Here is a 22,681-nt window from a genome sequence, read left to right on the forward strand (position 1 = left end):
AAGTCGCCGGCCCGACGGCGGTCCGACCGCGGGCCCCGCCGGTCGGCGTCCCCGGCGCGTGCACCGGGGACGCCGGCCGAGTCAGGAGACGGAGATGTCGTAGTAGTTGACGTGACCCTGGGAGTAGCTGACGAAGCCGGTCACACCGTCACGGAAGGCGTAGAACTTCTGCGAGTCGACCAACGGGATGGCCGGCATGTCCCCCACCAGGAAGTCGTTGACCTGCTTGACCAACGCCTCCCGCTCGGGACCCGGCTGGGTTTCGAGGATCTGCCGGGACAGCCCGTCGACGGTCGGGGAACTGTAGTTCTGCAGGTTGGTGAGTCCACCGGTGGAGTAGAAGACCTGGAGGTAGTAGGCGGGGTCGGGCACCAGCGGCGTGCTGGTGGCCAACCAGCTCTGGAGCTTGCCCTCGCGCTTGGCGGCGTCGAAGTCCGCGCCGGAGGCCACGTTGTTCAGTTTGACCTCGATGCCCACCTTGGCCAGTTGCGACCGCAGCAGGACGGCCACCTGTTCGCTGTGCGCGCCGACGTTGGCCGCGTTGTAGGCCAGTTCCATCGGGAAGCCGTTGGGCAGGCCGGCCTCGGCCAGCAGTTGCTTGGCCCGGTCGATGTTGTGGGTGAGGGGCTGCGTCGCCCCCGGAGCGCCGAAGTCGTCGTGGATGAAGTCGGTCGACGCCGTGGAGTAGCCCTGGTACGCGGAGTCGACGATCGCCGTACGGTCGACGGCGTAGGAGATGGCCTCGCGTACCCGCTTGTCGTCGAAGGGCTCGGCCTTCAGGTTCGGCACCAGCACGTCGATGTTGGGATAGAGCACCCGTTCGAGCCGGACGCCGTTGCTGTTCTCCAGCGAGGAGAGCTGGTCGAAGGTCAGCGCGCTGGCGACGTCGACCTGCCCGCTCTGGGCCAGTTGAAGCCGGTTCGAGGTGTCGGCCACGGCGCGCACCACCACGTCCGTCACCGTCGGCGTACCGCGGAAGTAGTTCTTGTTGGCGGTGAGCCGGACTTCCTTGCCCGGGTCGAACGACCGCACCTCGTACGGCCCGAAGGTGGCGGTGTTCTCGCCCAGCCACTTGTAGGCGTACGGGTCGTCGCCGGTGGCGTGCTTCTTGGCCTCGACCGAGTCGTAGATCGTCATGAAGAACGTGCTCAGGACCGAGACGCTGACCGCGTTCGGCTGGGCGACGTTGATCGTGACCGTCCGGTCGTCGGTGACGGTGACCGGGTTCTCGATGTCCCATCCGCCGATACCCATGAGGATCTTGGCGATCGGCACACCCTCGCTGTTGACCATCCGCTCCACGGACCACTTCACGTCCTCGGCGGTGAGGACGTTGCCGAACTGGCTCTTGGCCTCGCGAAGCGTGAACGTCATCTGCTTGCGGTCGTCGCTCAGCGTCCAGGACTCGGCGAGCTCGGGCTCGATCTGGTCCGGCGTCTGGAGGGTCGTCGCGCCGGCCTCGGGCTTCGTGAAGCGCACGAGGGTCCCGGAGATGTTCGGTAGCAGGTCGATCGAGATGAAGCCCTGGTAGCGCTCGGAGTCGAGGCTGGAGACCACTCCGGGCGCCGCGACGGTCAATGCCTGGCCGGTTCCGGCGTCGGTGCCGTCGCCGTCGTTCCCACTACAGCCCGCGACAGCCAGGCTCGTCACGGCGAGCGCCGCCACGGCCCGCATCCGAACGGAACTCGTTCCCATGCCGACACCTCCACATTGTGTGCAAGGTTGCTTTATCAGGCGTACTTGACTTGGTGAAGCGGATCACAGGATGCGATGTTTGTATACAGGTTCTCGCCTGTCAAGGCTTCGTTCAGCCAGATCGGGGCCACCCCGCAGCGAACCTGGCGGACATCCGCACACGCTGGAGCGCGCGGGCCCAGACCCGCACCACTATCAGGCTTTGCATACATGAGCTGTGCCGCACTCTAACCATGCGCCGAACCCAGAGCTACCAGCTGGGAAGCCAGCGCGAGCGCCGCTCGCAGACCTAGACGCCCTCCGACAGATTACATACAATCCTGCCTCAACGTGAAGGAGGTCACCGTGACTCATGCCGGCAAGCGACGGGTCGTCGTCGATCAGGTGCCGCACCGCGTGTGGCGGGCAGCGGGCCTGCCCTTCGGACTTCTCACCCGCCAGATCAACGCCGACCCGGAGACCGGCGCGCAGACGCTGGTCGTCGACGTCCCACCCGGCTGGCACATGCCGGCGCACTGGAACGGCGCCGACCTCGAACTCCTGGTCCGCGAGGGCGACCTGACCATCGCCGGCCGCCAGTGCCGACCCGGGCACTACCTCTTCCTCCCCTCCGGCACCGACATCGGCCCGGTCTCCTCGGCGGAGGGCGCCACGTTGATCTTCTGGACCGACTCCCCCTTCGAGGTCCGCACGGACGCGCGGCCGGCACCGTCGACACCGCTCGGCGAGACCGTCGACATCTTCGACCCGGCCAACTGGCGCCCCGTCCGGGAGGCGTTCGCGGGGGTGACCGACACGAGCAGCCATGGCGACCTCGATGTACCCACCCAGTGCATCCGGCTGCGCAAGGTCGAGGAGAGTGGCAAGGACACCATCCTGTTCGTCCTGCCCCGAGGGTTCGCGAAGACCGCACTGGAGTTCCACCACAGCACCGAGGAGATCTTCTTCCTCGGCGGCTGGTGCGCCACCGACCCGGAGCACGTCTACCACGCCGGTGAATACCTGTGCTGGGAGCCGGGCGTGATCCACGGCGTGGTCACCGGCTGGGAGGCGCTCTGCCTCTCCAAGCACCACGGACCGCTCACCAGCCCGCAGATCCCCCTCGGGGCCACCAGTGTGGACGCCGGACGGTGACCCAGCTACCCCACGGCGGTCACCGTCGCACCTCACCGGGGACGTCCCGCCCGGCCTTCGTCGTGCGCCGCGACACGCTGGATTACGAACTGATCTCCGCCCTCAACCACAACCCCGACGACGAGGGGCTGGTGCACCGTCTCGTCGACCGGGACACCACCGGCGATCCGGAGTGCGAGTTCCTGACCGGTGTCTACCGCATGGAACCCGGGATGACCCACCCGCTGCACCTGCACGCCGACTCGGCCGAGTTCTACTACGTGCTGTCCGGTACGGCACGGTTCACGCTGGCCGACGAGGAGTTCGAGGCGGGCCCGGGCACCGCGATGTACATCCCCGCCGGAGTCGCCCACGCCATCGAGACCGGCAGCGCGGACGGCATGGAGCTCCTGTACTCCTTCAGCACCCCCGACCTGCGGGGAATCGGCACCAGGTGGCTCTAGGCCGGTATCGCGCCGGACCCACCGCACATCGACACAACCGTGGATCGACGAAGGAGACGAGGGTGCGCAGCATCGAACATTGGATCGCTGGGGCGTCCGCCGCCGGCACCGGGTACGCGACCGTGTACCAGCCCGCGACCGGCGCACCCCAGGCACAGGTCGCGATCGGTTCCCAGCCCGAGATCGACCAGGCCGTCGCGGCGGCGGCCCGGGCCTTCGAGTCGTGGGGCGACGTGTCCCTGTCCCACCGCGCCAAGGTTCTCTTCCGCTTCCGCGACCTGGTGGAGCGGCACGAGGACGAGTTGGCGAAGCTGGTCACCGCGGAACACGGCAAAACCGTCGAGGACGCGCGCGGCGAGGTGATCCGGGGCCGGGAGGTCGTCGAGTTCGCCTGCGGCATCCCGCAGCTACTCAAGGGCGCCTACTCCGACCAGGTCTCCACCGGCGTCGACTCGTACTCCCTGCGCGCGCCGCTCGGGGTCTGCGCCGGCATCACCCCGTTCAACTTCCCGGTGATGGTGCCGATGTGGATGCACCCCATCGCCATCGCCTGCGGCAACACCTTCGTGCTCAAGCCCAGCGAACGCGACCCGTCCGCGTCGAATCTCGTCGCGCAGCTCTACGCCGACGCGGGCCTGCCCGACGGCGTCCTCAACGTGGTGCACGGCGGCAAGGAGGCGGTCGACGCGCTGCTCGACCACCCGGACGTCGCAGCGGTGTCGTTCGTCGGCTCCACCCCGGTCGCCCGTCGCGTACACCAGCGCGCCGCCGCCTCCGGTAAACGGGTGCAGGCGTTGGGCGGGGCGAAGAACCACGCCGTGGTGCTGCCCGACGCCGACCTGGCCGAGGCGGCGCGGCAGATCACGTCCGCGGCGTACGGGTCGGCCGGACAACGCTGCATGGCCATCTCCGCCGTGATCGCGGTCGGCTCCGCCGGGGACGAACTGGTCGACCTGCTGCGGCGGGAGGCCTCGGCCATCGTGGTGGGCCCCGGCGACCAGGTGTCGTCCCAGATGGGCCCGGTGGTCACCGACGAGGCGCGGGACCGCGTCATCACCTCCGTGGACGGTGCGCAGAAGGCCGGGGCCACGGTGGTCGTCGACGGCCGGGACCTCCGGGTGGACGGCCACGACAACGGATACTTCGTCGGCCCCTGCCTGCTGGACCGGGTCACCCCCGACATGGCCGCGTACCAGCAGGAGATCTTCGGACCGGTCCTGGTGGTGCTGCGGGCCGAGAGCCTGGACGAGGCGATCAGGATCATCAACGCCAACCCGTACGGCAACGGGACCGCGCTGTTCACCTCCGCCGGGGCGGCGGCCCGCCGCTTCGTCCGCACCGTCACGGTCGGCATGGTCGGGGTGAACGTCCCGCTGCCGGTTCCGATGGCGTACCACTCCTTCGGCGGTTGGAAGGCGTCGCTCTTCGGCGACACCCACATCCACGGCCAGGAGGGCGTGGCGTTCTACACCCGGGGCAAGGTCGTCACCACCAGGTGGCCGGGCACGACCCCGACGGCCCGGCCGGACTTCCACTTCCCCACCGCCACCTGACCGGCAGCGCTGACCGGCACGGGCTCCCCGACGTCGTCGCCCTGCCGCGCGGGTGATCGCCCTGGCCCGGAACGGGGCTCGGCCGGAGCCGAGACCCGTCCCGGGCCGCTGCGGCGAGGATCAGTTGATCCGGATCGGGGCCAGGTCGAACCGGTCGAGGTTCGGCGCCCACTGGCTGTCCAGGGTGGGCATGCAGGGCGTCGGGCACCCTTGCGCCGTGGCCCCGTTGGCCGGGTCGTTGTACATGGTGATGGTGTTCGTCCCCGCCGTGAGGGTCACCGGTACGCCACGCGCCCACCAGTTGCCCCACGACCAGGTGTTCTTGAACCAGTACCGGGTGGCGTCGCCGCCGTTGACGGCGAGGTCGACCGGGCGGGAGATGATGTCGGCGTTGTAGACGTGACCGGTGTCCCGCTCGTCGTTGGAGTAGTGCACGACGAGCGTGTAGTCACCGGCGCGGTCCACGTCGACCTGGAAGGACAGCCGGTTCTGCGGCCCCTGGCCGACCCAGCCGACGTACTGCCCGCCCGAGGCGTACCCGTGGTTCTCCACTGCGGCCGAGCCGGTCAGGGTGGCCGATTCGGCTTCCACCGTCCGCACCGCCGGCGCGTTCGTGGCTCGGGTGACGCTGAGCTTGTCGCGGCGGACAGGAAGAGGCGGTGCCGGTCGGTCTTGACGAACGCGCCACCGCCCGGGTTGGCCCGGAGCACGGCACCGTCGACCGGACGCCGGTCGAGTTCGATGTTCGCGGTGACCGACCCGCGCCGCCCCGGGCTGTTGTGCCGGTTCTGCCCGCTCCAGGTGGTCGCGGAGACCGTCACGTTGACCCTGCCGCCGAACAGCTTCCGGTCGATGTTGTCGATCACGACGTCGAAGTCGGTTTCGGTGCCGCCGCCGGCGATGACCCGGGCCTGGCGGCGACTGTCGTCGATGGCCCCGATGGCTTCGAGCTTGTCGATGGTCGTGGCGGGCGGTGGGGTCACCTTGACGGTGTCGGCGCCGGCCAGGTCGGCGTACATCTTGTAGAACCACCAGCCGCCACCGGGCTTGTTGGTCTCCACGACGTCCCCGCCGAGGAGCCCGGCCGCGGTCCAGTACGCCTTGCCGCCCGCGTCGACCTTGGCCTCCTCGAACATGGCGACGTACTGGAGGAGTTGGCCGGGCACGGTCAGGTCCCGGTTACCGCCGTACTCGTTGATGTTGATCGGGATCGGCGCGATGCCGCGCTCGCGCTCCAGGTTGCGGTAGGTCTGGTAGTTGGTCCGGAAGTAGTTGCCGTGCTGCGGGTCCAGGCCGGTGGAGTCGAGCTGGTGCCAGGAGACGAAGTCGGGCAGGACGTCGTTGTCGCGGGCGAAGGTGAGGAAGTCGCCGTAGAAGCGCTCACGGAACAGCGCGTCGTTGGCGCCCATGACGCGGGCGTCCTGGTCGTGCTCCCGGATGTACTCGACCGCGGTCTTCCAGTGGCTGAGCAACGCGTCCCTGCGCTGCTGGTACTGGGTGAGGTTGCCGGTGGAGGTGCCGTACCAGATGAAGTCCGGCTCGTTCGAGGCACGTGGACCGCACCGAAGGGCGCCTCTCACGTCCCTATCGGTCGATGAACTGTGGTGGGCGCTTGGCGATGAAGGCGGCCATGCCCTCGGTCTGGTCGGCGGTGGCGAAGGTGGCGTGGAACAGTCGCCGTTCGTGCAGCAGCCCTTCGGCCAGGGAGACCTCGAAGGAACGGTTGATCGCCTCCTTGACCATGCGTGCGGCGGGGGCGGACATGCCGGCGATCCGGGTGGCGAGTTGGATCGCCTGGTCGAGCAGTTGGTCGGCGGAAACGACCCGGGAGACCATACCTGCGCGTTCGGCCTCGTCGGCGGTCATCGTCCGTCCGGTCAGGCACAGGTCCATGGCCTTGGCCTTGCCGATGGCGCGGGTCAGGCGTTGTGATCCACCCATCCCGGGGATGACTCCCAGGGTGATCTCCGGTTGGCCGAAACGGGCGGTGTCGGCGGCGATGACGATGTCGCACATCATCGCCAGTTCGCAGCCGCCGCCGAGGGCGTAGCCGGCCACTGCGGCGATGAGTGGGGTGCGTACGGCGCTCATCGCCGACCAGCCGCCGAACCAGTCGGCGGCGTCCATCTCGCTGTAGGTGCGGTCGGCCATCTCCTTGATGTCGGCGCCGGCGGCGAACGCCGTGGCCGAACCGGTGATGATGATGGCCTTGACCGCGGGTTCGGCGTCCAGGGTGGCGGCGGCTGCGGTCAGGTCCCGCATCACCTGGAGTGACAGTGCGTTGAGGGCGTGCGGCCGGTTGAGGGTGACGATCGCGATGCCGTCGTGGGCGACGTCGATCAGAATCGTCTCGTCGCTCATGCGGTGGCCTCCGGTGTGCTCGTGCGGGTGGCGAGGGCGGTGATGATCGCCGAGAAGTCCAGTGCGCCGTTGCCGGCGGCGACGAACTGGTCGTAGAGGACGGCTGCGGCGGCCCCGAGTGGGGTGGCGACGTCCGCGCGCGTCGCGCTGGCCTGCGCGAGGTGAAGATCCTTGCGCATCAGCAGGGCGGAGAAGCCGCCCTGGTAGTCACGGTTGGCCGGGCTGGTGGGCACCGGTCCGGGGACGGGGCAGTAGCTGGTCAGCGCCCAGCACTGGGCCGACGAGGTCGAGGCCACCTCGAACAGCGCCTGGTCGCTCAGACCGAGTGACCGGCCGAGGAGGAATGCCTCGGACACGGCGATCATGGAGACGCCGAGGACCATGTTGTTGCAGGTCTTCGCGGCTTGTCCCGATCCGGATGGGCCACAGTGGATGACCCGGGTACCCATCGCGTCGAGCAGCGGGCGGGCCGTCTCAAGCGCGTCGGCAGGGCCGCCGACCATGAAGGTGAGGGTGCCGGCGGCGGCGCCGGCCACGCCGCCGGAGACGGGGGCGTCGAGTGGGGCGAAGCCCGCGTCGGCGGCCCGGGCGGCGGCTGCCTGCGCGTCGGTGACGGCGACAGTGGAGCAGTCCACCAGCAGTGCGCCGGGTGCGGCGTCGGCGAGTACCGCGTCGTAGCAGTCGGCCAGGTGTTGTCCCGTGGGCAACATGGTGATCACCGCGTCGGCGCCGCGGACCGCTGCGGTGACGCTGTCGGTCACGGTGACGCCGCGCGCGGTCGCCTGGTGAGCGGCGGCGGGTGCGGGATCGTATCCGATCACCTGGTGGCCTGCGGTGACGAGGTGGGCTGCCATCGGGGCGCCCATGTTGCCCAGTCCCAGAAACGCGATGGTCACGGTGCCTCCACGGTCAGGTCCGGCAGGTTGTCCCGTGGGCCGAAACAGGCGTCCACGAGGTGCGGTGACACGTCGGCGAGCGTCGACGGCTGCCAGCGGGGCCGGCGGTCCTTGTCGATGATCTGGGCGCGGATTCCTTCGGCCAGGTCGGGCAGCCGCAGCATCGCGGCGGACAGCCGATACTCCTGTGCCAGGGCTGCCGGCAGGTCGGGCAGGTTTGCGGCGCTGCGCAGCGAGCGGAGCGTGACGGACAGCGCGGTGGGTGACCGGCTGTCGACGACAGTGGCGGCGGTTCGTGCGTCGGGTGTGTGGTGGCGGGTGAGTCGCTCGATGATCTCTTCGACCGACTCGCCGGCGTAGCACTCGTCGATCCAGTCTCGGGCGGCGGTGAGGGCGGCCGGGGGTGGGGTGGTGGCGAACGAGGCGACGGCGCCGGCGGCGTCCCGCCGGGCCAGCGCGAGCCTCAGGTACGGGAGCCGCTCGGTGGGGATGTAGTGATCGGCCAGGCCGACAGCGATGGCGTCGGCGGCACCGATGGGGGTGCCGGTCAGGGCGAGGTGGGTGCCGAGTTGGCCTGGTGCGTGAGAGAGCAGCCACGATCCGCCGACGTCGGGGTGGAAACCGATGCCCACCTCCGGCATCGCGAGCCGGGAACGTTCGGTCACCACCCGCAGCGACGCGTGGCCGGAGATACCGATCCCGCCGCCCATGACCAGCCCGTCCATCCAGGCCACGATGGGTTTGGGATAGGCGGCGATGGTGGCGTTGAGCCGGTACTCGTCGGCCCAGAAGTCCAGCGAGGCGGTACCTCCGGACACGGCGTCGGCGTGGATGGCTCGGATGTCGCCGCCGGCGCACAGGCCACGATCACCGGCGCCGGTGATCAGGACGGTGCGGACCCGGTCGGAGGCCGCCCACAGGGCCAGGGTGCGGCGGATGATGGTGACCATCTCCGCGGTCAGGGCGTTGATCGCGGTCGGCCGGTTCAGGGTCAGGTGCCCGAGATGGCCGGTCAGCCGGGCGATGACCGGTGGCGCGCTCACGCGGCCCTCCGTTCGTCAAGCATGCTGCGGGCGATGATCAGCCGCATGATCTCGTTGGTCCCTTCGAGGATCTGGTGGACACGCAGGTCACGGACGATCTTCTCGATGCCGGTCTCGCTGAGGTAGCCGTAGCCGCCGTGCAGTTGCAGGGCGGTGTTGGCGACGTCGAATCCGGTATCGGTGGCCAACCGTTTCGCCATGGCGCAGCGGGTGCTGGCGTCCGGGTCGCCGCGGTCGAGGTCGTCGGCGGCCTGGTGGAGCAGGAGTCGGGCTGCGGTGAGGTGCGTCTGGGCGTCCGCGACGCGGAACCGCAGAGCCTGTGCCTGGGCGAGGGGGGCACCGAAGGCCGGCCGGTCGCGTAGATGGGCGGTGGCGCGGTCCAGGGCGTACTGGGCACCGCCGAGGGAGCATGCGCCGATGTTGAGTCGTCCGCCGTCGAGGGCGGCCATCGCGATCGCGAATCCGCTGTTCTCGTGACCGAGCAGGGCGGTCGCCGGTAGCCGGACCTGGTCGAGGATCACCTGCCGGGTGGGCTGGGCATTCCACCCCATCTTGGCCTCGTTGGGGCCGAAGGCCAGCCCGGGTGTGTCGGCGTCGACGAGGAACGCCGAGACGCCTCTCGGGCCGGGTGCGCCGGTGCGGGCGAACACCACGTACACACCGGCCGCACCGGCGCCGGAGATGAACTGCTTGACCCCGTCGAGCATCCAACCGTCGCCGCTGCGGCGGGCCCTGGTGCCGATGGCGGCGGCGTCGCTGCCGGCGTGGGGCTCGGTCAGGCAGTACGCCCCCAGCGTCTCCATCGCGCACAGGCGGGGCAGGTACGTGGCCTGTTGCGTCGAGGTCCCGTGCCGGTCGATCATCACCGCCACCATGTTGTGGATCGAGGTGTAGGCGGCCAGCGACGGGCATCCGGTGGCCAGCGCCTCGAAGACGACGACACCGTCGAGACGCCCGAGGCCGCTGCCGCCGTGGCGTTCGTCGACGTACACTCCGCCCAACCCGAGCGTGGCGGCCCTGCGCAGGACGTCGACCGGGAAGTGCCTGTCCCGGTCCCAGCGCACCGCGTGCGGCGCCAGGTGGGTGGTGGCGAAGTCGGCGACGGTGGCACCCAATGCGATCTGCTCGTCGGTCAGCTGCATGGTGGCCTCAGCTCATCGTGGGGATCACGAAGCTGGCACCGTCGCGGACGCCTCGGGACAACCAGCGGGAGGTGACGGTCTTGGTGCGGGTGTGGAAGCGGATCGAGTCGGGACCGTGCTGGTTGAGGTCGCCGAAGCCGGACGCCTTCCAGCCACCGAAGGTGTGGTAGGCGATCGGCACCGGGATCGGCACGTTGACACCGACCATGCCGACCTGTACCCGCTGGGCGAAGTCGCGGGCGGTGTCACCGTCGCGGGTGAAGACCGACACCCCGTTGCCGTACGGGTGCTCGTCACACAGCCGTACCGCCGACTCGTAGTCCGCTGCCCGGACCACGCACAGTACCGGCCCGAAGATCTCCTCCTGATAGATCGACATCTGAGGGGTGACCCGGTCGAAGAGCGACGGCCCGAGGTAGAAGCCGTCCGGATGGGTGTCCACGGTCCGCCCACGGCCGTCGAGAAGAAGTGTCGCGTGCTCGGACACACCGGCGGCGATGTGGTCGGTGACCCGCTGCCGGGCGACGTCGGTCACGAGCGGCCCGAAGTCGGCATCCGGGTCGTTTGCGGCACCGACCCGCAGACCCCGGATGCGGTCGGTGAGGCGGGCCACGAGCGCGTCGGCGGTGCGCTCCCCCACCGGCACCGCCACGGAGACCGCCATGCAGCGTTCTCCGGCGGACCCGAACGCGGCTCCGACCAGGGCATCGACGACCTGGTCGAGGTCGGCATCGGGCATCACCACGGCGTGGTTCTTGGCACCGCCGAAACACTGTGCCCGTTTACCGTGGGCGGTGGCCGTGGCGTAGACATGACGCGCGGCCGTCGACGAGCCGACGAATCCCACCGCCTGCACCCTCGGGTCGGTCAGCAGCGGCGCGGCGGCCTCGCTGTCGCCGTTCACCACGTTGAACACGCCGGGCGGGCCACCGGCGGCGACGAACAGTTCGGCCAGCCGCAACGGCACCGACGGCGTCCGCTCGCTGGGTTTGAGCACGAACGCGTTGCCGCAGGCCAACGCCGGGGCGGCCTGCCACAGCGGGATCATCGCCGGGAAATTGAACGGAGTGATGCCCGCGACGACGCCCAGCGGCTGCCGCATCGAGTACACGTCGATGCCGGCGCCGGCGGAATCGGTGTACTCGCCTTTGAGCAGGTGCGGTACGCCGATGGCGAACTCGACAACCTCTGTGCCTCGCTGGATGTCGCCGTGTGCGTCGGCGACGGTCTTGCCGTGTTCGGCGGAGAGCAGCGCGGCGAGTTCATCGGCCTGCTGGTGGATGAGTGCCAGCCACCGGATCAAGACCCGGGCGCGGCGTTGGGGGTTCGTGGCGGCCCAGCCCCGCTGTGCGGCCGCCGCGTCGGCAAGCGCCGCGTGGACCTCGTCTGCCGAGGCCATCGGCACCTGCCGGGCGACGTGTCCGGTGCTGGGGTCGTACACGTCGCCGAATCGGCCGGAGCCGCCGGCGACGTGTCTGCCCGCGATGAAGTGGGTGAGCTGTTCCATGGCGTCTCCTGGTGGGAAACGGACGGCCTCGTCCTGGTGGGACGGCGGACGTCGGGTCTTCTACGGAGTCGATGCGGTACGGGTCAGGTCTTCTACGTGGTCGGGTCAGGCCGGGACGGGACGCTGCTGCGGGCCGGTGTAGGCACTCAACGGGCGGATGAGCACGTTGGCGGTGAGCTGTTCGACGATGTGCGCGGTCCAGCCGGTGATACGGCTCATCACGAAGATCGGCGTGAACGTCGGGGTGTCGAAACCCATCACGTGGTACGCCAGCGCGGAGGGGTAGTCGAGGTTGGGGTGGATCGCCTTGCGCTGGAACATCGCGGTCTGGAGCCGGGTGTACACCTCGGCGAGCCGACGGACGCGGTCGTCGGCGTGGGTGGCGATCAGGTTGTCCAGGGCGTCCTGCATGATCGGTACGCGCGAGTCGCCGTTCTTGTAGACCCGGTGCCCGAATCCCATGATCTTCTGCTTGGTGGCGAGGGCCTCGTCCAGCCAGGACTCCACCCGATCCGGGTCGTCGATGGCGACGAGCATGTGCATGACGGCCTCGTTGGCCCCGCCGTGCAGCGGGCCCTTGAGCGCGCCGATCGCGCCGGTGACGGCGCTGTACAGGTCCGACAGGGTAGAGGTGATCACCCTGGCGGCGAAGGTGGAGGCGTTGAAGCTGTGCTCGGCGTACAGGATCATCGTGGTCTCGAAGGCGCGGACCACATCGGCGGACGGTACCTCGCCGAAGCACATGTGGAAGAAGTTCTCGGCGTAGCCGAGCGTCGGGTCGGGCGGGATCGGGTCCTGTCCCCGACGCCGACGGAGGTCCAGGGCGACGACGGTGGGCAGCTTCGCGAACAGCGACAGGGCCTTGGCCTGGTTGGCCGCCCGGTCGGCGAGGTCCTCGGTCGGGTCCTGGGCACCGAAGTAGGAGACCGCGGTGCGCAGCACGTCCATCGGATGGCAGGTTTCGGGAAGCTTGCGCAACACCTCCTGCCCGGTGCGGTCCAGTCGACGCTGGGCGGCCTCGGCGGCACGGAAGTCGGCCAGTTGGGTCGCGTCGGGCAGGTCGCCGTGCCACAGCAGGTGGGCGACCTCTTCCCAGCTTCGAGAGGCCGCGAGGTCCTGTACGGCGTAGCCGCCGTAGGTCAGCGAGTTGGTCTCGCTGATCACAGTGGAGATGGCGGTGGTGTCGACCACCACGCCGGTCAGGCCACGGCGGATGTCGGTGCTCATGGGTGTCGTTCCTCCGGGATGTCGGGACGCGCCGCGCCCCCGTAGTGGTCAGGCGTCGGATGGCAGGGTGAAGGCGGCGACATCGCCGTCGAAGCGGCCGTACTGGTCGTAGTCGATGACCTCGTAGAGCCGGGAACGGGTCATCATCGTGTCGAGCAGCCCGGCAGCGGTGCCGTCGGCGGCGAGTCGACGCAGACCGGCCTCGACCGCGCCCATCGCCAGTCGCAGCGTGGTGACCGGATAGATGACCAGGTTGTAGCCGAGGTCGCGGAGCTGGTCGACACCAAGGTTCGGGCCCTTGCCGAACTCGGTCATGTTCGCCAGCAACGGCACGTCGACGGCGGCCCGGAAGGCCGCGAACTCCGCCGCGTCGGCGAGCGCCTCGGGGAAGATCGCGTCCGCGCCGGCATCGACGTACGCCTTCGCCCGGGCGATCGCGCCATCCAGGCCCTCGACGGCACGCGCGTCGGTGCGGGCCATGATCAGAAAATCGGGGTCGCGGCGCGCGGCCACGGCGCCCCGCAGGCGGCGCGCCATGTCCTGCGGGGTGACCAGGGTCTTGCCGTCCAGGTGTCCGCAGCGTTTCGGGTTGACCTGGTCCTCCAGGTGACAGCCGGCCAGCCCGGCGTCCTCCAGCCGTTGCACGGTGCGGGCCGCGTTCAGCGGCTCGCCGAAGCCGGTGTCGGCGTCGACCAGCGCCGGCAGGTCGGTGCTGGCAGCGATGTCGGCGGCCCAGCCGGCGACCTCGGTCAGCGTGGTCAGGCCGATGTCGGGCAGACCGGCGGCGGCCGACAGCGCACCGCCGGAGACGTACACCCCCTCGAAGCCGGTCTGCTGCACGATGCGGGCGGTCAACGGATTGAAGGCGCCCGGAAGCCGCAGCAGTTCGCCGCTCTTCAGACCGGCGCGCAGTGCCGCGCGTTTGGCGGTGGCGCTGGTACGGGCGTACAGGTAGGTCATCGGAAGATTCCTTGCGGCAGGGCGGCGTCGGCGTCTGCGATCGCCGCGTGGTCGACCGTGGGGAACAACGCCGTTAGCTCCGCACCGGTGAGGTCGGCGAGGCGGGCGACGGCGTCGAGGAACTCCCGCTGGGCGTCGGCGGTGACGACCCCCTCGGCGAGGGTGGTGAACTTGCGGACGTACGCCGGGCGGTCGAACGGACGCGCGCCGTCGGGGTGGGCGTCGGCCAGGGCGAGGGAGTCTTCCAGGACGGTGCCGTCGGTGAGGGTGATCTCCAGGCGCCCGCCGAACGCCTTCTGTGCCGGGTCCGGGCTGTGGTAGCGGCGGGTCCACTCCGAGTCCTCGACCGTGGTGATCTTGTGCCAGAGGGCGACGGTGTCGGGTCGGCCAGCCCGCTGCGGGTCGTACGAGCGCACGTGGTGCCAGGCGCCGTCCTGCAACGCCACGGCCAGGATGTAGGGGATGGAGTGGTCCAGCGTCTCCCGGCTCGCGGTCGGGTCGTACTTCTGTGGGTCGTTGGCTCCCGAGCCGATCACGTGATGGGTGTGGTGGCTGGTGTACAGGACGATCGAGGCGATCCGGTCCACTCCTGCGGCGGTGTCGATGCCGGGGACCTTGTCCCGCATCGCGCGGGCTAGGTCGATGAGCGCCTGGGCCTGGTACTCGGCGGAGTGTTCCTTGGTGTAGGTCCGCAGGATGCCGCGTAGGGGATCCCCGGGTGCCGGTAGTGGCACGGTGTAGGCGGCGTCCGGGCCGTCGAGCAACCAGGCGATGAATCCGTCCTCGCCCTCGTAGATGGGGGCCGGGGCGCCCTCGCCCCGCATCGCGCGGTCGACCGCCTCGATCGCGGCCTTGCCGGCGAACGCGGGGGCGTACGCCTTCCACGAGGAGATCTCGCCCTTGCGGGACTGGCGGGTGGCGGTGGTGGTGTGCACCGCCTGACCGATGGCCTGGTAGACCACCTCGGTGGGCAGGCGCAGCAGCGCGCCCAGCCCGCAGGCGGTCGCCGCGCTCAGGTGCGCCACGTGGTCGATCTTGTGCTTGTGCAGACAGATCCCGGTCACCAGGGCCACGTGCACCTCGTAGGCGGCCAGCAGGCCGCGCAGCAGGTCCGCGCCGCTGGCACCGACGTGCTGGGCCACCGCGAGCAACGGCGGGATGTTGTCACCGGGATGGGAGTAGTCCGCCGCCAGGTAGGTGTCGTGGAAGTCCAACTCCCGCACCGCGGTGCCGTTGGCCCAGGCCGCCCACTCCGGCGACACCCGTAGCGCCGGGTCGGCGCCGAAGACCGAAGCCCCGGGGGCCGTCCGGTGCGGTCGGGCCTGTGCCCGGGCCACTGACACCGGACGCCGGGACAGCGAGGCCATCGCCACCGCGGCGTTGTCGATCACCCGGTTGGCGACCATCGCCGCCGCGTCGGCGTCCAGCGGAGCGCGCGCGGTGGCCACCTTGGCCAACGCCCAGGCGAGTTGCCGGTCGCGGGGCAGCCGTTCCGCACTGGGCGATACGCGTACGACGTGCTCGATCAACGGGGACTCCTCAGGCTCGGCGGTCACCCTGTGAGGTTCACCGGCCGACAGGGCCTGCGTCGAGGCCCGGAAGATGCGTACTTTCCACCACGGGAGCAGCAAAACTGCAAAGTTTGCGAACTTTGCAAGTGTTATATTCGCAGCTCCGGGGCGCCGCAGGGAGGCGACGAGTGACGGCGGACAAGAAGCTCTACGCGCACGCCAAACTGCGCCGGCTCCGCCGCGAGCATGGCCTCACCCAGGCCGAACTCGCCCGCCGGCTGGACATCTCCACCAGCTACCTCAACCAGATCGAGAACAGCCAACGCGCGCTCACCGCGCCCGTCCTGCTGCGCCTGGCCAAGGTGCTCGGCGTCGATCCGGAACACTTCGCCGACACCGATACCGAGCGGCTCGGCGCCGACGTGCGCACCGCGCTGGCCGACGAGGCGAGCGGCGTGAGCGTCGACCCGGTCGAGGTCGTCGAACTCGTCCGCGACTACCCGGCCGCCGCGCGCGCCCTGGTCGCTCTGCACCAGCGCTACCAGGACGCCGCCGGACGGGCCGCCGCCCTCACCGGACCCACCGGCAGCCCGCCGTTGCTCGGTGAGCCGCACGACGCCGTGCGCGACTTCTTCTACGAGCACTACAACCACTTCGACCCGTTGGACACCGCTGCCGAGCAGCTCGCCGACCGACTGCGACTGACGCCGGCCCAGGCGGCCGAGGGGCTCGGCCGACACCTGCGCGACCAACACGGCGTCCGGGTGGTCGTCACGGCTCCCACCGCCGAGTCACGCCGGTTCGACCCCGACAGTCGCGTGCTCCACCTGGCCGCCAACCACACCGACGGCCAACGCGCCTTCCAGATGGCCACGCAGCTGGCATTCCTCGAACACGGCGACCGGATCAGCGAGCTGGCGGCCGGCCTGACCTCGCCGCAGGCGACCGCGCTGGCCCGCATCGGCCTCGGCAACTACTACGCGGGCGCGCTGCTGATGCCCTACACCGACTTCCACAGCCAGGCCGAACAGGTGCGCTACGACGTCGAGTTGCTCGCCGGGCACTACGGTGTCAGCTTGGAGACCGCCTGCCACCGGCTCAGCACCCTGCAGCGGCCGACCCGACGCGGCGTGCCGTTCTCCTTCCTGCGCGTCGATCGCGCGGGAAACATCTCGAAACGACAGTCCGCGACCGACTTCCACTTCTCGCGTTTCGGCGGCACCTGCCCACTGTGGATCATCTACGAGGCGTTCGCCGCACCCGGACGGATCCTCACCCAGGTCGCGGAGATGCCCGACGGCAAACGTTACTTCTGGATCGCCCATACGGTCACCCACGGCGGACGCGGACACCACAGCCCTCGCAGCACTTTCGCCGTCGCCCTCGGCTGCGAGCTACGTCACGCCCACCGGCTCGTCTACAGCGACGGCATCACCCTCGACGACCCCCGCACCGCCACGCCCATCGGCCTCGGCTGCCGCATCTGCGAACGCCGCGACTGCGCCCAACGCGCGCGTCCGCCCGCCGCCGGCGGACTACTGATCGACGAGAACCGGCGCACCGTCATCCCCTACGCGGTGGAGCGCCGATAGCCGAGCCGCCGCACTCCGTCCGTGGTGACGCCCGCTACGCGGCGTCCTCCGGCCACAACTCGGCGACCAGGCGGTGCGCGTCGCGGGCGATGGCCGTGTCGAGGTCGGGAACCGGCCCGGCCACCCCGAGCAGGTTGAGCGCCAGCTCGGTGTAGCGCGCGGCCATCTGTTCCACCGACAGCGGCCCGTCCGGCCGGTACCATCGCGCGACGCCACTGCACATCTCCAGCAGAGCCCGACGCGCCACGTCCGACGCCCGGAGGTGGAAGACGCCGTCGGCCACACCATCGGTGATGGCGGCCTGCCACAGCCGCTCGTATCGGTCCCGCAACCCGATGATCTCGACACGCAGCGGTGGGGAGAGGGCACGGAGTTCGTCATCGACGACTCGGGTGTGCAGTGGTCGGGCTGCATGGGCCAGCACGTGGACATGGACCAGCCGGGTCACCCGGTCGACCGCAGCGCCCTGCACGCCGACCCGGGTGGCTGCTTGGAGCAGCAGATCCATGCTGCTGCGCATGATCTCGGCGAGCAGTTCTTCCTTCGTACCCATGTAGTGATAGAGCGTCGCGGTGGACAGGCCGGCGCGTTGCGCGAGGTCGCGGATCCCGGTGCCGTGGAACCCGCGCTCGGCGAACAACTCCAGCGCGGCGGCCCGCACCCTGTGCCGCGCCTCCATACGCCTCCCCCACTCGACGTGCGCCGACACTATCGCACCGGTTCCCGATCGACCGATCGATCGGGAGTGGCTAGAGTAGCGGCGTGGTAGTGGACTACGAGTACGAAGACCCGATCGCCCGGATCTGGCTGAACCGACCCGGCCGGCTGAACGCGGTCGTACCCGCACTGGTCGACGGGCTCCTTGCCGCGCTGCACCGGGCCGAGGTGGATGGCGCGCGCACGGTCCTGCTCGCCGGGCGGGGCCGGGCCTTCTGCTCGGGGCACGACCTGAAGGAGCCACCCGAGGGCGGTGACCTGCCGCAGGTCCGGGCACGTGTCGACCGCATCCAGGAGGTGACCCGCCGGATCAGGGGATATCCGGGCGCTGTCCTCGCCGCCGTCCACGGCTATGCGCTCGGTGCCGGTTGTGAGTTCGCTCTCGCCTGCGATGTGGTGGTCGCCAGTGAGGACGCCGAGTTCGGGTTCCCTGAGGTCGGCGTGGGGCTCAGCGTGACCGGCGGTGTGTCCCGGCTGCTGCCGCATCTCGTCGGGCTGGCCAAGGCCCGCGAACTCCTGCTGTTCGGTGAACGGGTCAGCGCCGCCGAGGCACTGCGCATCGGGCTGGTCGGCAAGCTGGCGCCGGCCGGCGGACACGAGCAGGTGGCCGGTGAACTCGCCGCCGCCCTGGCGGGCCGGCCTCCGGTGGCGTTGCAACTGGCCCGGCGCGCGCTCGACCTCGGCCTCGACGGGACCTTGGCTCAGGCGCTGACCGTCGAGGTCGACCACGCCCTGTTGACCACTCACAGCGGCGAGCACGCCAGTCCCCGCGCGGAGTTCTCCGATGGCCGCTGACCCACCTGCTGATCTGGTCGCCCTGATCAGCCGCGCCGCTCGGCGGTGGCCCGATCGGATCGCCTGGCGATTCGATCGGGCACCGGTCGCCGTCACCTTCGCCGAGGTGGACCGGCTCACCGCCGGATACGCCCAGGCACTGCGAGCCCGTGGTGTCCGCGCCGGCGATCGGATCGCGGTGATGCTGCCCAACGGTCCGGAGTTCGCCCTGGTCTGGCTGGCGCTGGCCCGCCTCGGCGCAGCGACTGTTCCCCTCAACGTCCGGTACCGTAGCGCTGACGCCGCGCACGTGCTGGTCGACTCGGGTGCGGATACCGTCGTCACCACCGGCGAGCATCGCCGACTGTTCGACGCACTGCCCACGCCGCCGTCGGTCCAGCTCATCGAGGCGCTGACGCCGGAGGACGGATTCGCGCAGCAGCCGATCGATCCTGCCGCCACAGTCAACGTGCAGTACACCTCCGGCACCACCGGCCCGCCCAAGGGCTGCCTGCTGTCGCACCGGTACTGGCTGACCCTCGCCACCAGCCTGGTCGAGGAGTTTCCCCACATCACCGATCAGGATGTGATGCTCACCGCGCAGCCGTTCAGCTACGTCGACCCCCAGTGGAACGTGGTGACCGCGCTGGTGGCCGGTGCCGAGTTGGTGGTCCTCGACGGCTTCCATCCGAGCCGCTTCTGGTCGGACGTCCGCCGCTACCGGGCGACCTACTTCTACTGTCTGGGAGCGATGCCCGCGCTGCTGCTGTCCATGCCCCCGGACCCTCGCGACCACGATCACCGGGTCCGCGTGGTGCAGTGCTCGGCCATCCCCGCCCACCGGCATGCGGAGTTGGAGCAGCGCTGGGGCGTGCAGTGGTACGAGGCGTTCGGCATGACCGAGACCGGCGCCGACATCCGCGTGGGTCCGCAGGAGCACGACGAACTGCGCGGTACGGGCTGCCTGGGGCGGCCGGCGGCCCACCGGGAGGTGATGATCTCCGCCGACGGGGAGTTGCTGCTGCGCGGTCCCGGCATGTTCGACGGCTACCTCGGCCACCCACCGCCCTGGCGGGACGGCTGGTTGCCCACCGGCGACCTGGCCCGCCTCGACGCGCAGGGCCGGGTGTACCACGTCGGCCGGATCAAGGACATGATCCGCCGTAGTGGTGAGAACATCGCCGCCGCCGAGGTGGAGCACGTGCTGATGGAGCATCCTCGGGTGCGCCTCGCGGCGGTGGTGGGTGTGCCCGACGACCTGCGCGGCGAGGAGGTCAGGGCCTACGTCGTGGGCACCGCGACAGTCGAGGAACTCCACGAGTGGTGCGCGCAGCGGTTGGCGGCGTTCAAGGTGCCGCGTTATTGGACGTTCTGTGACGACCTGCCCCGCACCCCCTCCGAGCGGGTCGCGAAAGACCAGCTCGACCGCGGCGTGCGATGACCGTCACCACCCGTGCCATCTGCGCCGGTCGCCGCGGCAGCCACCCACCGCGCACCCACGGGCACCGCGAGACCCGCACGGTGCGCCTCGGCACGGCACCGCCGATGCTGCGGGGGCTTCGGTGCCGAACGTTCCCGGAGGCCATCCGATGAGCACCGCGGATCTCCTGCTGACGAACGCCCGCGTCATCACCGTCGACGGCGTCGACGCCCGCGCGGTGGCGATCAGTGGCGACCGGATCGTCGCCCTCGATGTGATTCCCGCCCGGCAGGTGATCGACCTCGACGGGGCCACCGTCGTGCCCGGCTTTCACGACGCGCACAACCACATGGCCTGGTACGGACTCGCCCTCGACGAGATCGACCTGCGCGTATCCAGCCTGCCGGCGCTGCTCGCCACCATCGCCGAACGAGCCGCTCAGGCACCCCTCGGCAGCTGGCTGATCGGCAGCGGCTACGACGAGAACATCCTCGGCCGGCATCCACACCGCGACGACCTGGACGCCGTCACCGCCGACCATCACGTGCTCCTCAAGCACGTGTCCGGACACATGTGCGTGGTCAACTCCCGGGTACTGCACCACCTCGACCTGCACGAACGACCACGAGATGTCCCCGGCGGAAGCGTGGTCACCGACCGTGCCGGCCGCCCCACCGGCCTGCTTCAGGAACAGGCGCAGAACTTGGCCCACGAACTGGTCCTGCCCTACCCCGTCGAGGCGTTGACCGCCGCCATCGACCGGGCCGGCCGGCAGTACCTGCGCGAGGGCATCACCAGCGTGGTCGAGGCCGGCATCGGCGGCGGCTGGATCGGCAAGAGCCCCATCGAGTTGGCCGCCTACCAGAACGCCCGCGAGCAGGACCGGCTACACGTACGGACCGAACTCATGGTCACCGCCGACGCGCTTCACCCGCTCAGCGGCCACCCGCAGGACGACATCAGTTTCGGCCTGGACCTCGGCATCCGCACCGGCTTCGGCGACGACTTCCTCCGCCTGGGCCCGATGAAGATCTTCCTCGACGGCTCCCTGATCGGGCGCACCGCAGCCCTGACCCGACCCTACGCCGACCGACCCGGCCAGACCGGATACCTGCAGCAGGACCCGGCTCGACTGCGCGCGACGATCCTGGCCGCACACGCCAGCGGTTGGCAGGTCGCCGCCCACGCCATCGGCGACGCGGCCATCGACCTTGCCCTGGACATCTACAGCGAGGCGCGACGCCGGCATCCCCGCCCGGACACACGCCACCGGATCGAACACTTCGGAGTGGCCCGACCAGACCAGGTCCACCGCGCTGCCGCGCTCGGGGTACTGCCGGTACCGCAGGCACGGTTCGTGACCGAGATCGGCGACGGGATGCGCACCGCGCTCGGCGCCGACCGGGTGCCCTGGGCCTACCGGCTGCGGTCCCTACTCGACGCGGGCATGATCCTGCCCGGCAGTTCCGACCGTCCAGTGGTCACCGGCGCACCGCTGCTCGGCATCCAGTCGATGGTCACCCGCCGTACCGCATCGGGAGCACCGTTCACACCCGAGGAGGAGATCACGGTCCGGCAGGCGCTGCGCGCCTACACCCTCGGCTCCGCGTACGCGTCCCGCCAGGAGCACCGCACCGGATCGCTGACCGTCGGCAAACTCGCCGACTTGACCGTCCTCGGCGACGACCTCACGGCCGTCGCGCCAGACCGGATCGCGGACATCCCGGTCCTCCGCACGATGATCGGTGGCACGTTCCGATGGACCTGATACCGGCCGACACCCGCGACAGCGCCATGCTCGGCGACGTCGAAGCCCTGTACGTCAGCAGCTTCCCGGACGGGCTGCGGGCACCGTTCAGCGACCTTTTCCAGGATGACGTGACCGTGGCGGTCATCGACGGTGCCGTGGCCGGGCTCGCCGTCTCCCGCGACCTCGCCGACACGCCGTGGGTGTTCCTGCGCTACTTCGCCGTCGCGACGCGCGGTCGTGGACTCGGCACGGTGCTATGGCGGCAGCTGTGCCACCGTTGGGCGGCACAGCACCGCAGCCGAGTCCTGCTGGACGTCGAAGATCCCGACGAGGCGGATATCGACCGTGACGAGCAGACACTGCGTCGGCGGCGCATCAGCTTCTACGAACGGCTGGGGGTCCAGGTGCTGCCGATTCGGGACTACGCGCCACCACACCAGGCGGCAACACACCGGCTGCGGCTGCTTGCCGCCGGCACCCACGCGGCATCGACGGCGCCCCTGCCCGCAGCGCACCTTCAGGACATCGTTCTGGCCGTGTACCGACACCGGTACGGTCTGCCGGCCGACCACCCGGCGGTGCATCGCACGTTGCGCTCCAGCGGTCTGCTCGACCCTGAACGTCCGCAGGTCTAGCACGCCACAGCCGGGCGCACCGTCCACGACAGCAACGGCTTGCCCGTGCCCGCCGGACCGAGGGCTCTGACGCGATATCCTTGCTTCGCAGCCGGTCCGCTGCGGCATCCAGTCGTAGTGGCGCAAGAGGGAACCCGGTGTGAGTCCGGGACTGCCCCGCAGCGGTGAGTGGGAACGACCGCCGTCGAAGACACTGGACCCATCCGGGTCTGGGAAGTGACGGTCACTAGGAAGCCCGGAATATCCGGCCACGACCACGAGTCCGAAGACCTGCCCGCTGTCCACCTGCACGAGGCATGTGGCGAGCTCGGTGACCTTCGA

20 protein-coding genes and 1 riboswitch are annotated in these 22,681 nt (G+C 70.1%); of the genes, 8 read left to right on the plus strand and 12 right to left on the minus strand.

Annotated elements, in window-relative coordinates; translation table 11 throughout:
• Positions 1 to 81: 81 nt before the first annotated feature.
• Positions 82 to 1,695 carry an ABC transporter substrate-binding protein gene (locus tag ID554_RS00550; RefSeq protein WP_117230271.1) on the minus strand — a complete coding sequence of 538 codons (1,614 nt, stop codon included), beginning with the start codon at positions 1,693 to 1,695 and terminating at the stop codon, positions 82 to 84.
• Positions 1,696 to 2,040: 345 nt separating this feature from the next.
• Between ID554_RS00550 and ID554_RS00555 the strand changes: the two genes are divergently transcribed.
• The 3 genes from ID554_RS00555 (at position 2,041) to ID554_RS00565 (ending at position 4,825) form a co-directional block, all read left to right on the plus strand.
• Positions 2,041 to 2,829: a cupin domain-containing protein gene (locus tag ID554_RS00555; RefSeq protein WP_147333557.1), complete on the plus strand. Its 789-nt coding sequence runs from the start codon at positions 2,041 to 2,043 to the stop codon at positions 2,827 to 2,829.
• Positions 2,826 to 3,272 (plus strand): dimethylsulfonioproprionate lyase family protein, encoded by a 447-nt coding sequence (locus tag ID554_RS00560; protein WP_147333556.1) that lies wholly within the window; start codon positions 2,826 to 2,828, stop codon positions 3,270 to 3,272. The genes ID554_RS00555 and ID554_RS00560 overlap by 4 nt, the downstream gene beginning before the upstream one ends.
• A 62-nt stretch (positions 3,273 to 3,334) precedes the next feature.
• Positions 3,335 to 4,825, plus strand: coding sequence for a CoA-acylating methylmalonate-semialdehyde dehydrogenase (locus ID554_RS00565; RefSeq protein WP_117230268.1), 1,491 nt, complete (start codon positions 3,335 to 3,337; stop codon positions 4,823 to 4,825).
• A 120-nt stretch (positions 4,826 to 4,945) separates the two neighbouring features.
• On the opposite strand, the gene ID554_RS00570 is transcribed toward ID554_RS00565, so the two are convergent.
• The 10 genes from ID554_RS00570 to ID554_RS00615 form a co-directional block, all read right to left on the minus strand.
• The gene (locus ID554_RS00570) at positions 4,946 to 5,416 is read right to left on the minus strand and encodes a CBM35 domain-containing protein (protein WP_158573813.1); all 471 of its coding nucleotides are present in this window, start codon (positions 5,414 to 5,416) and stop codon (positions 4,946 to 4,948) included.
• Complete coding sequence (locus ID554_RS00575) at positions 5,392 to 6,405, minus strand: glycoside hydrolase family protein (protein WP_158573812.1); 1,014 nt, start codon at positions 6,403 to 6,405, stop codon at positions 5,392 to 5,394. Before ID554_RS00575 ends, ID554_RS00570 begins: the two co-directional genes overlap by 25 nt.
• A 4-nt stretch (positions 6,406 to 6,409) precedes the next feature.
• Positions 6,410 to 7,186: an enoyl-CoA hydratase gene (locus ID554_RS00580; protein WP_117230267.1), complete on the minus strand. Its 777-nt coding sequence runs from the start codon at positions 7,184 to 7,186 to the stop codon at positions 6,410 to 6,412.
• Positions 7,183 to 8,082, minus strand: a complete 900-nt coding sequence (gene mmsB, locus ID554_RS00585; RefSeq protein WP_223884377.1) for a 3-hydroxyisobutyrate dehydrogenase — start codon at positions 8,080 to 8,082, stop codon at positions 7,183 to 7,185. Before mmsB ends, ID554_RS00580 begins: the two co-directional genes overlap by 4 nt.
• Positions 8,079 to 9,125, minus strand: coding sequence for an enoyl-CoA hydratase/isomerase family protein (locus ID554_RS00590; protein WP_117230266.1), 1,047 nt, complete (start codon positions 9,123 to 9,125; stop codon positions 8,079 to 8,081). Before ID554_RS00590 ends, mmsB begins: the two co-directional genes overlap by 4 nt.
• Positions 9,122 to 10,267, minus strand: a complete 1,146-nt coding sequence (locus ID554_RS00595; protein ID WP_117230265.1) for an acyl-CoA dehydrogenase family protein — start codon at positions 10,265 to 10,267, stop codon at positions 9,122 to 9,124. Before ID554_RS00595 ends, ID554_RS00590 begins: the two co-directional genes overlap by 4 nt.
• A 7-nt stretch (positions 10,268 to 10,274) precedes the next feature.
• Positions 10,275 to 11,774: a CoA-acylating methylmalonate-semialdehyde dehydrogenase gene (locus ID554_RS00600; protein WP_117230264.1), complete on the minus strand. Its 1,500-nt coding sequence runs from the start codon at positions 11,772 to 11,774 to the stop codon at positions 10,275 to 10,277.
• A gap of 105 nt (positions 11,775 to 11,879) precedes the next feature.
• Positions 11,880 to 13,001: a bifunctional 2-methylcitrate synthase/citrate synthase gene (locus ID554_RS00605; RefSeq protein ID WP_117230263.1), complete on the minus strand. Its 1,122-nt coding sequence runs from the start codon at positions 12,999 to 13,001 to the stop codon at positions 11,880 to 11,882.
• Between the two features lie 48 nt (positions 13,002 to 13,049).
• Positions 13,050 to 13,961 carry a methylisocitrate lyase gene (gene prpB, locus ID554_RS00610; RefSeq protein ID WP_117230262.1) on the minus strand — a complete coding sequence of 304 codons (912 nt, stop codon included), beginning with the start codon at positions 13,959 to 13,961 and terminating at the stop codon, positions 13,050 to 13,052.
• A complete protein-coding gene (locus ID554_RS00615) occupies positions 13,958 to 15,517 on the minus strand; it encodes an MmgE/PrpD family protein (protein ID WP_223884378.1) in 1,560 nt (519 codons plus the stop codon). The genes prpB and ID554_RS00615 overlap by 4 nt, the downstream gene beginning before the upstream one ends.
• A gap of 143 nt (positions 15,518 to 15,660) precedes the next feature.
• On the opposite strand from ID554_RS00615, the gene ID554_RS00620 reads away from it, so the two are divergent.
• A complete protein-coding gene (locus tag ID554_RS00620) occupies positions 15,661 to 17,064 on the plus strand; it encodes a short-chain fatty acyl-CoA regulator family protein (RefSeq protein WP_117230261.1) in 1,404 nt (467 codons plus the stop codon).
• A gap of 34 nt (positions 17,065 to 17,098) precedes the next feature.
• Here ID554_RS00620 and ID554_RS00625 read toward each other — a convergent pair whose 3' ends face one another.
• Complete coding sequence (locus tag ID554_RS00625) at positions 17,099 to 17,743, minus strand: TetR/AcrR family transcriptional regulator (protein ID WP_117230260.1); 645 nt, start codon at positions 17,741 to 17,743, stop codon at positions 17,099 to 17,101.
• An 83-nt stretch (positions 17,744 to 17,826) separates the two neighbouring features.
• Here ID554_RS00625 and ID554_RS00630 point away from each other — a divergent pair, with 83 nt between their 5' ends.
• From ID554_RS00630 to ID554_RS00645, 4 genes are all read left to right on the plus strand, one after another.
• The gene (locus ID554_RS00630; RefSeq protein WP_117230259.1) at positions 17,827 to 18,576 is read left to right on the plus strand and encodes an enoyl-CoA hydratase/isomerase family protein; all 750 of its coding nucleotides are present in this window, start codon (positions 17,827 to 17,829) and stop codon (positions 18,574 to 18,576) included.
• Complete coding sequence (locus ID554_RS00635; RefSeq protein WP_117230258.1) at positions 18,566 to 19,996, plus strand: AMP-binding protein; 1,431 nt, start codon at positions 18,566 to 18,568, stop codon at positions 19,994 to 19,996. Before ID554_RS00630 ends, ID554_RS00635 begins: the two co-directional genes overlap by 11 nt.
• A 148-nt stretch (positions 19,997 to 20,144) precedes the next feature.
• Positions 20,145 to 21,743, plus strand: coding sequence for an amidohydrolase (locus ID554_RS00640; protein WP_117230257.1), 1,599 nt, complete (start codon positions 20,145 to 20,147; stop codon positions 21,741 to 21,743).
• Positions 21,734 to 22,360, plus strand: coding sequence for a GNAT family N-acetyltransferase (locus ID554_RS00645; protein ID WP_117230256.1), 627 nt, complete (start codon positions 21,734 to 21,736; stop codon positions 22,358 to 22,360). Before ID554_RS00640 ends, ID554_RS00645 begins: the two co-directional genes overlap by 10 nt.
• Positions 22,361 to 22,435: 75 nt before the next feature.
• A riboswitch (cobalamin riboswitch) is annotated at positions 22,436 to 22,652 on the plus strand.
• Positions 22,653 to 22,681 lie beyond the last annotated feature (29 nt).

The organism is Micromonospora craniellae, from assembly GCF_014764405.1.
GTDB lineage: Bacteria > Actinomycetota > Actinomycetes > Mycobacteriales > Micromonosporaceae > Micromonospora > Micromonospora craniellae.

Coding starts and splice junctions, on each gene's coding strand:
- ID554_RS00550 (WP_117230271.1), bottom strand. CDS start 1,695: ATGGGAACGAGTTCCGTTCGGATGCGGGCCGTGGCGGCGCTCGCCGTG.
- ID554_RS00580 (WP_117230267.1), bottom strand. CDS start 7,186: ATGAGCGACGAGACGATTCTGATCGACGTCGCCCACGACGGCATCGCG.
- ID554_RS00595 (WP_117230265.1), bottom strand. CDS start 10,267: ATGCAGCTGACCGACGAGCAGATCGCATTGGGTGCCACCGTCGCCGAC.
- ID554_RS00600 (WP_117230264.1), bottom strand. CDS start 11,774: ATGGAACAGCTCACCCACTTCATCGCGGGCAGACACGTCGCCGGCGGC.
- ID554_RS00605 (WP_117230263.1), bottom strand. CDS start 13,001: ATGAGCACCGACATCCGCCGTGGCCTGACCGGCGTGGTGGTCGACACC.
- prpB (WP_117230262.1), bottom strand. CDS start 13,961: ATGACCTACCTGTACGCCCGTACCAGCGCCACCGCCAAACGCGCGGCA.
- ID554_RS00625 (WP_117230260.1), bottom strand. CDS start 17,743: ATGGAGGCGCGGCACAGGGTGCGGGCCGCCGCGCTGGAGTTGTTCGCC.
- ID554_RS00635 (WP_117230258.1), top strand. CDS start 18,566: ATGGCCGCTGACCCACCTGCTGATCTGGTCGCCCTGATCAGCCGCGCC.
- ID554_RS00640 (WP_117230257.1), top strand. CDS start 20,145: ATGAGCACCGCGGATCTCCTGCTGACGAACGCCCGCGTCATCACCGTC.
- ID554_RS00645 (WP_117230256.1), top strand. CDS start 21,734: ATGGACCTGATACCGGCCGACACCCGCGACAGCGCCATGCTCGGCGAC.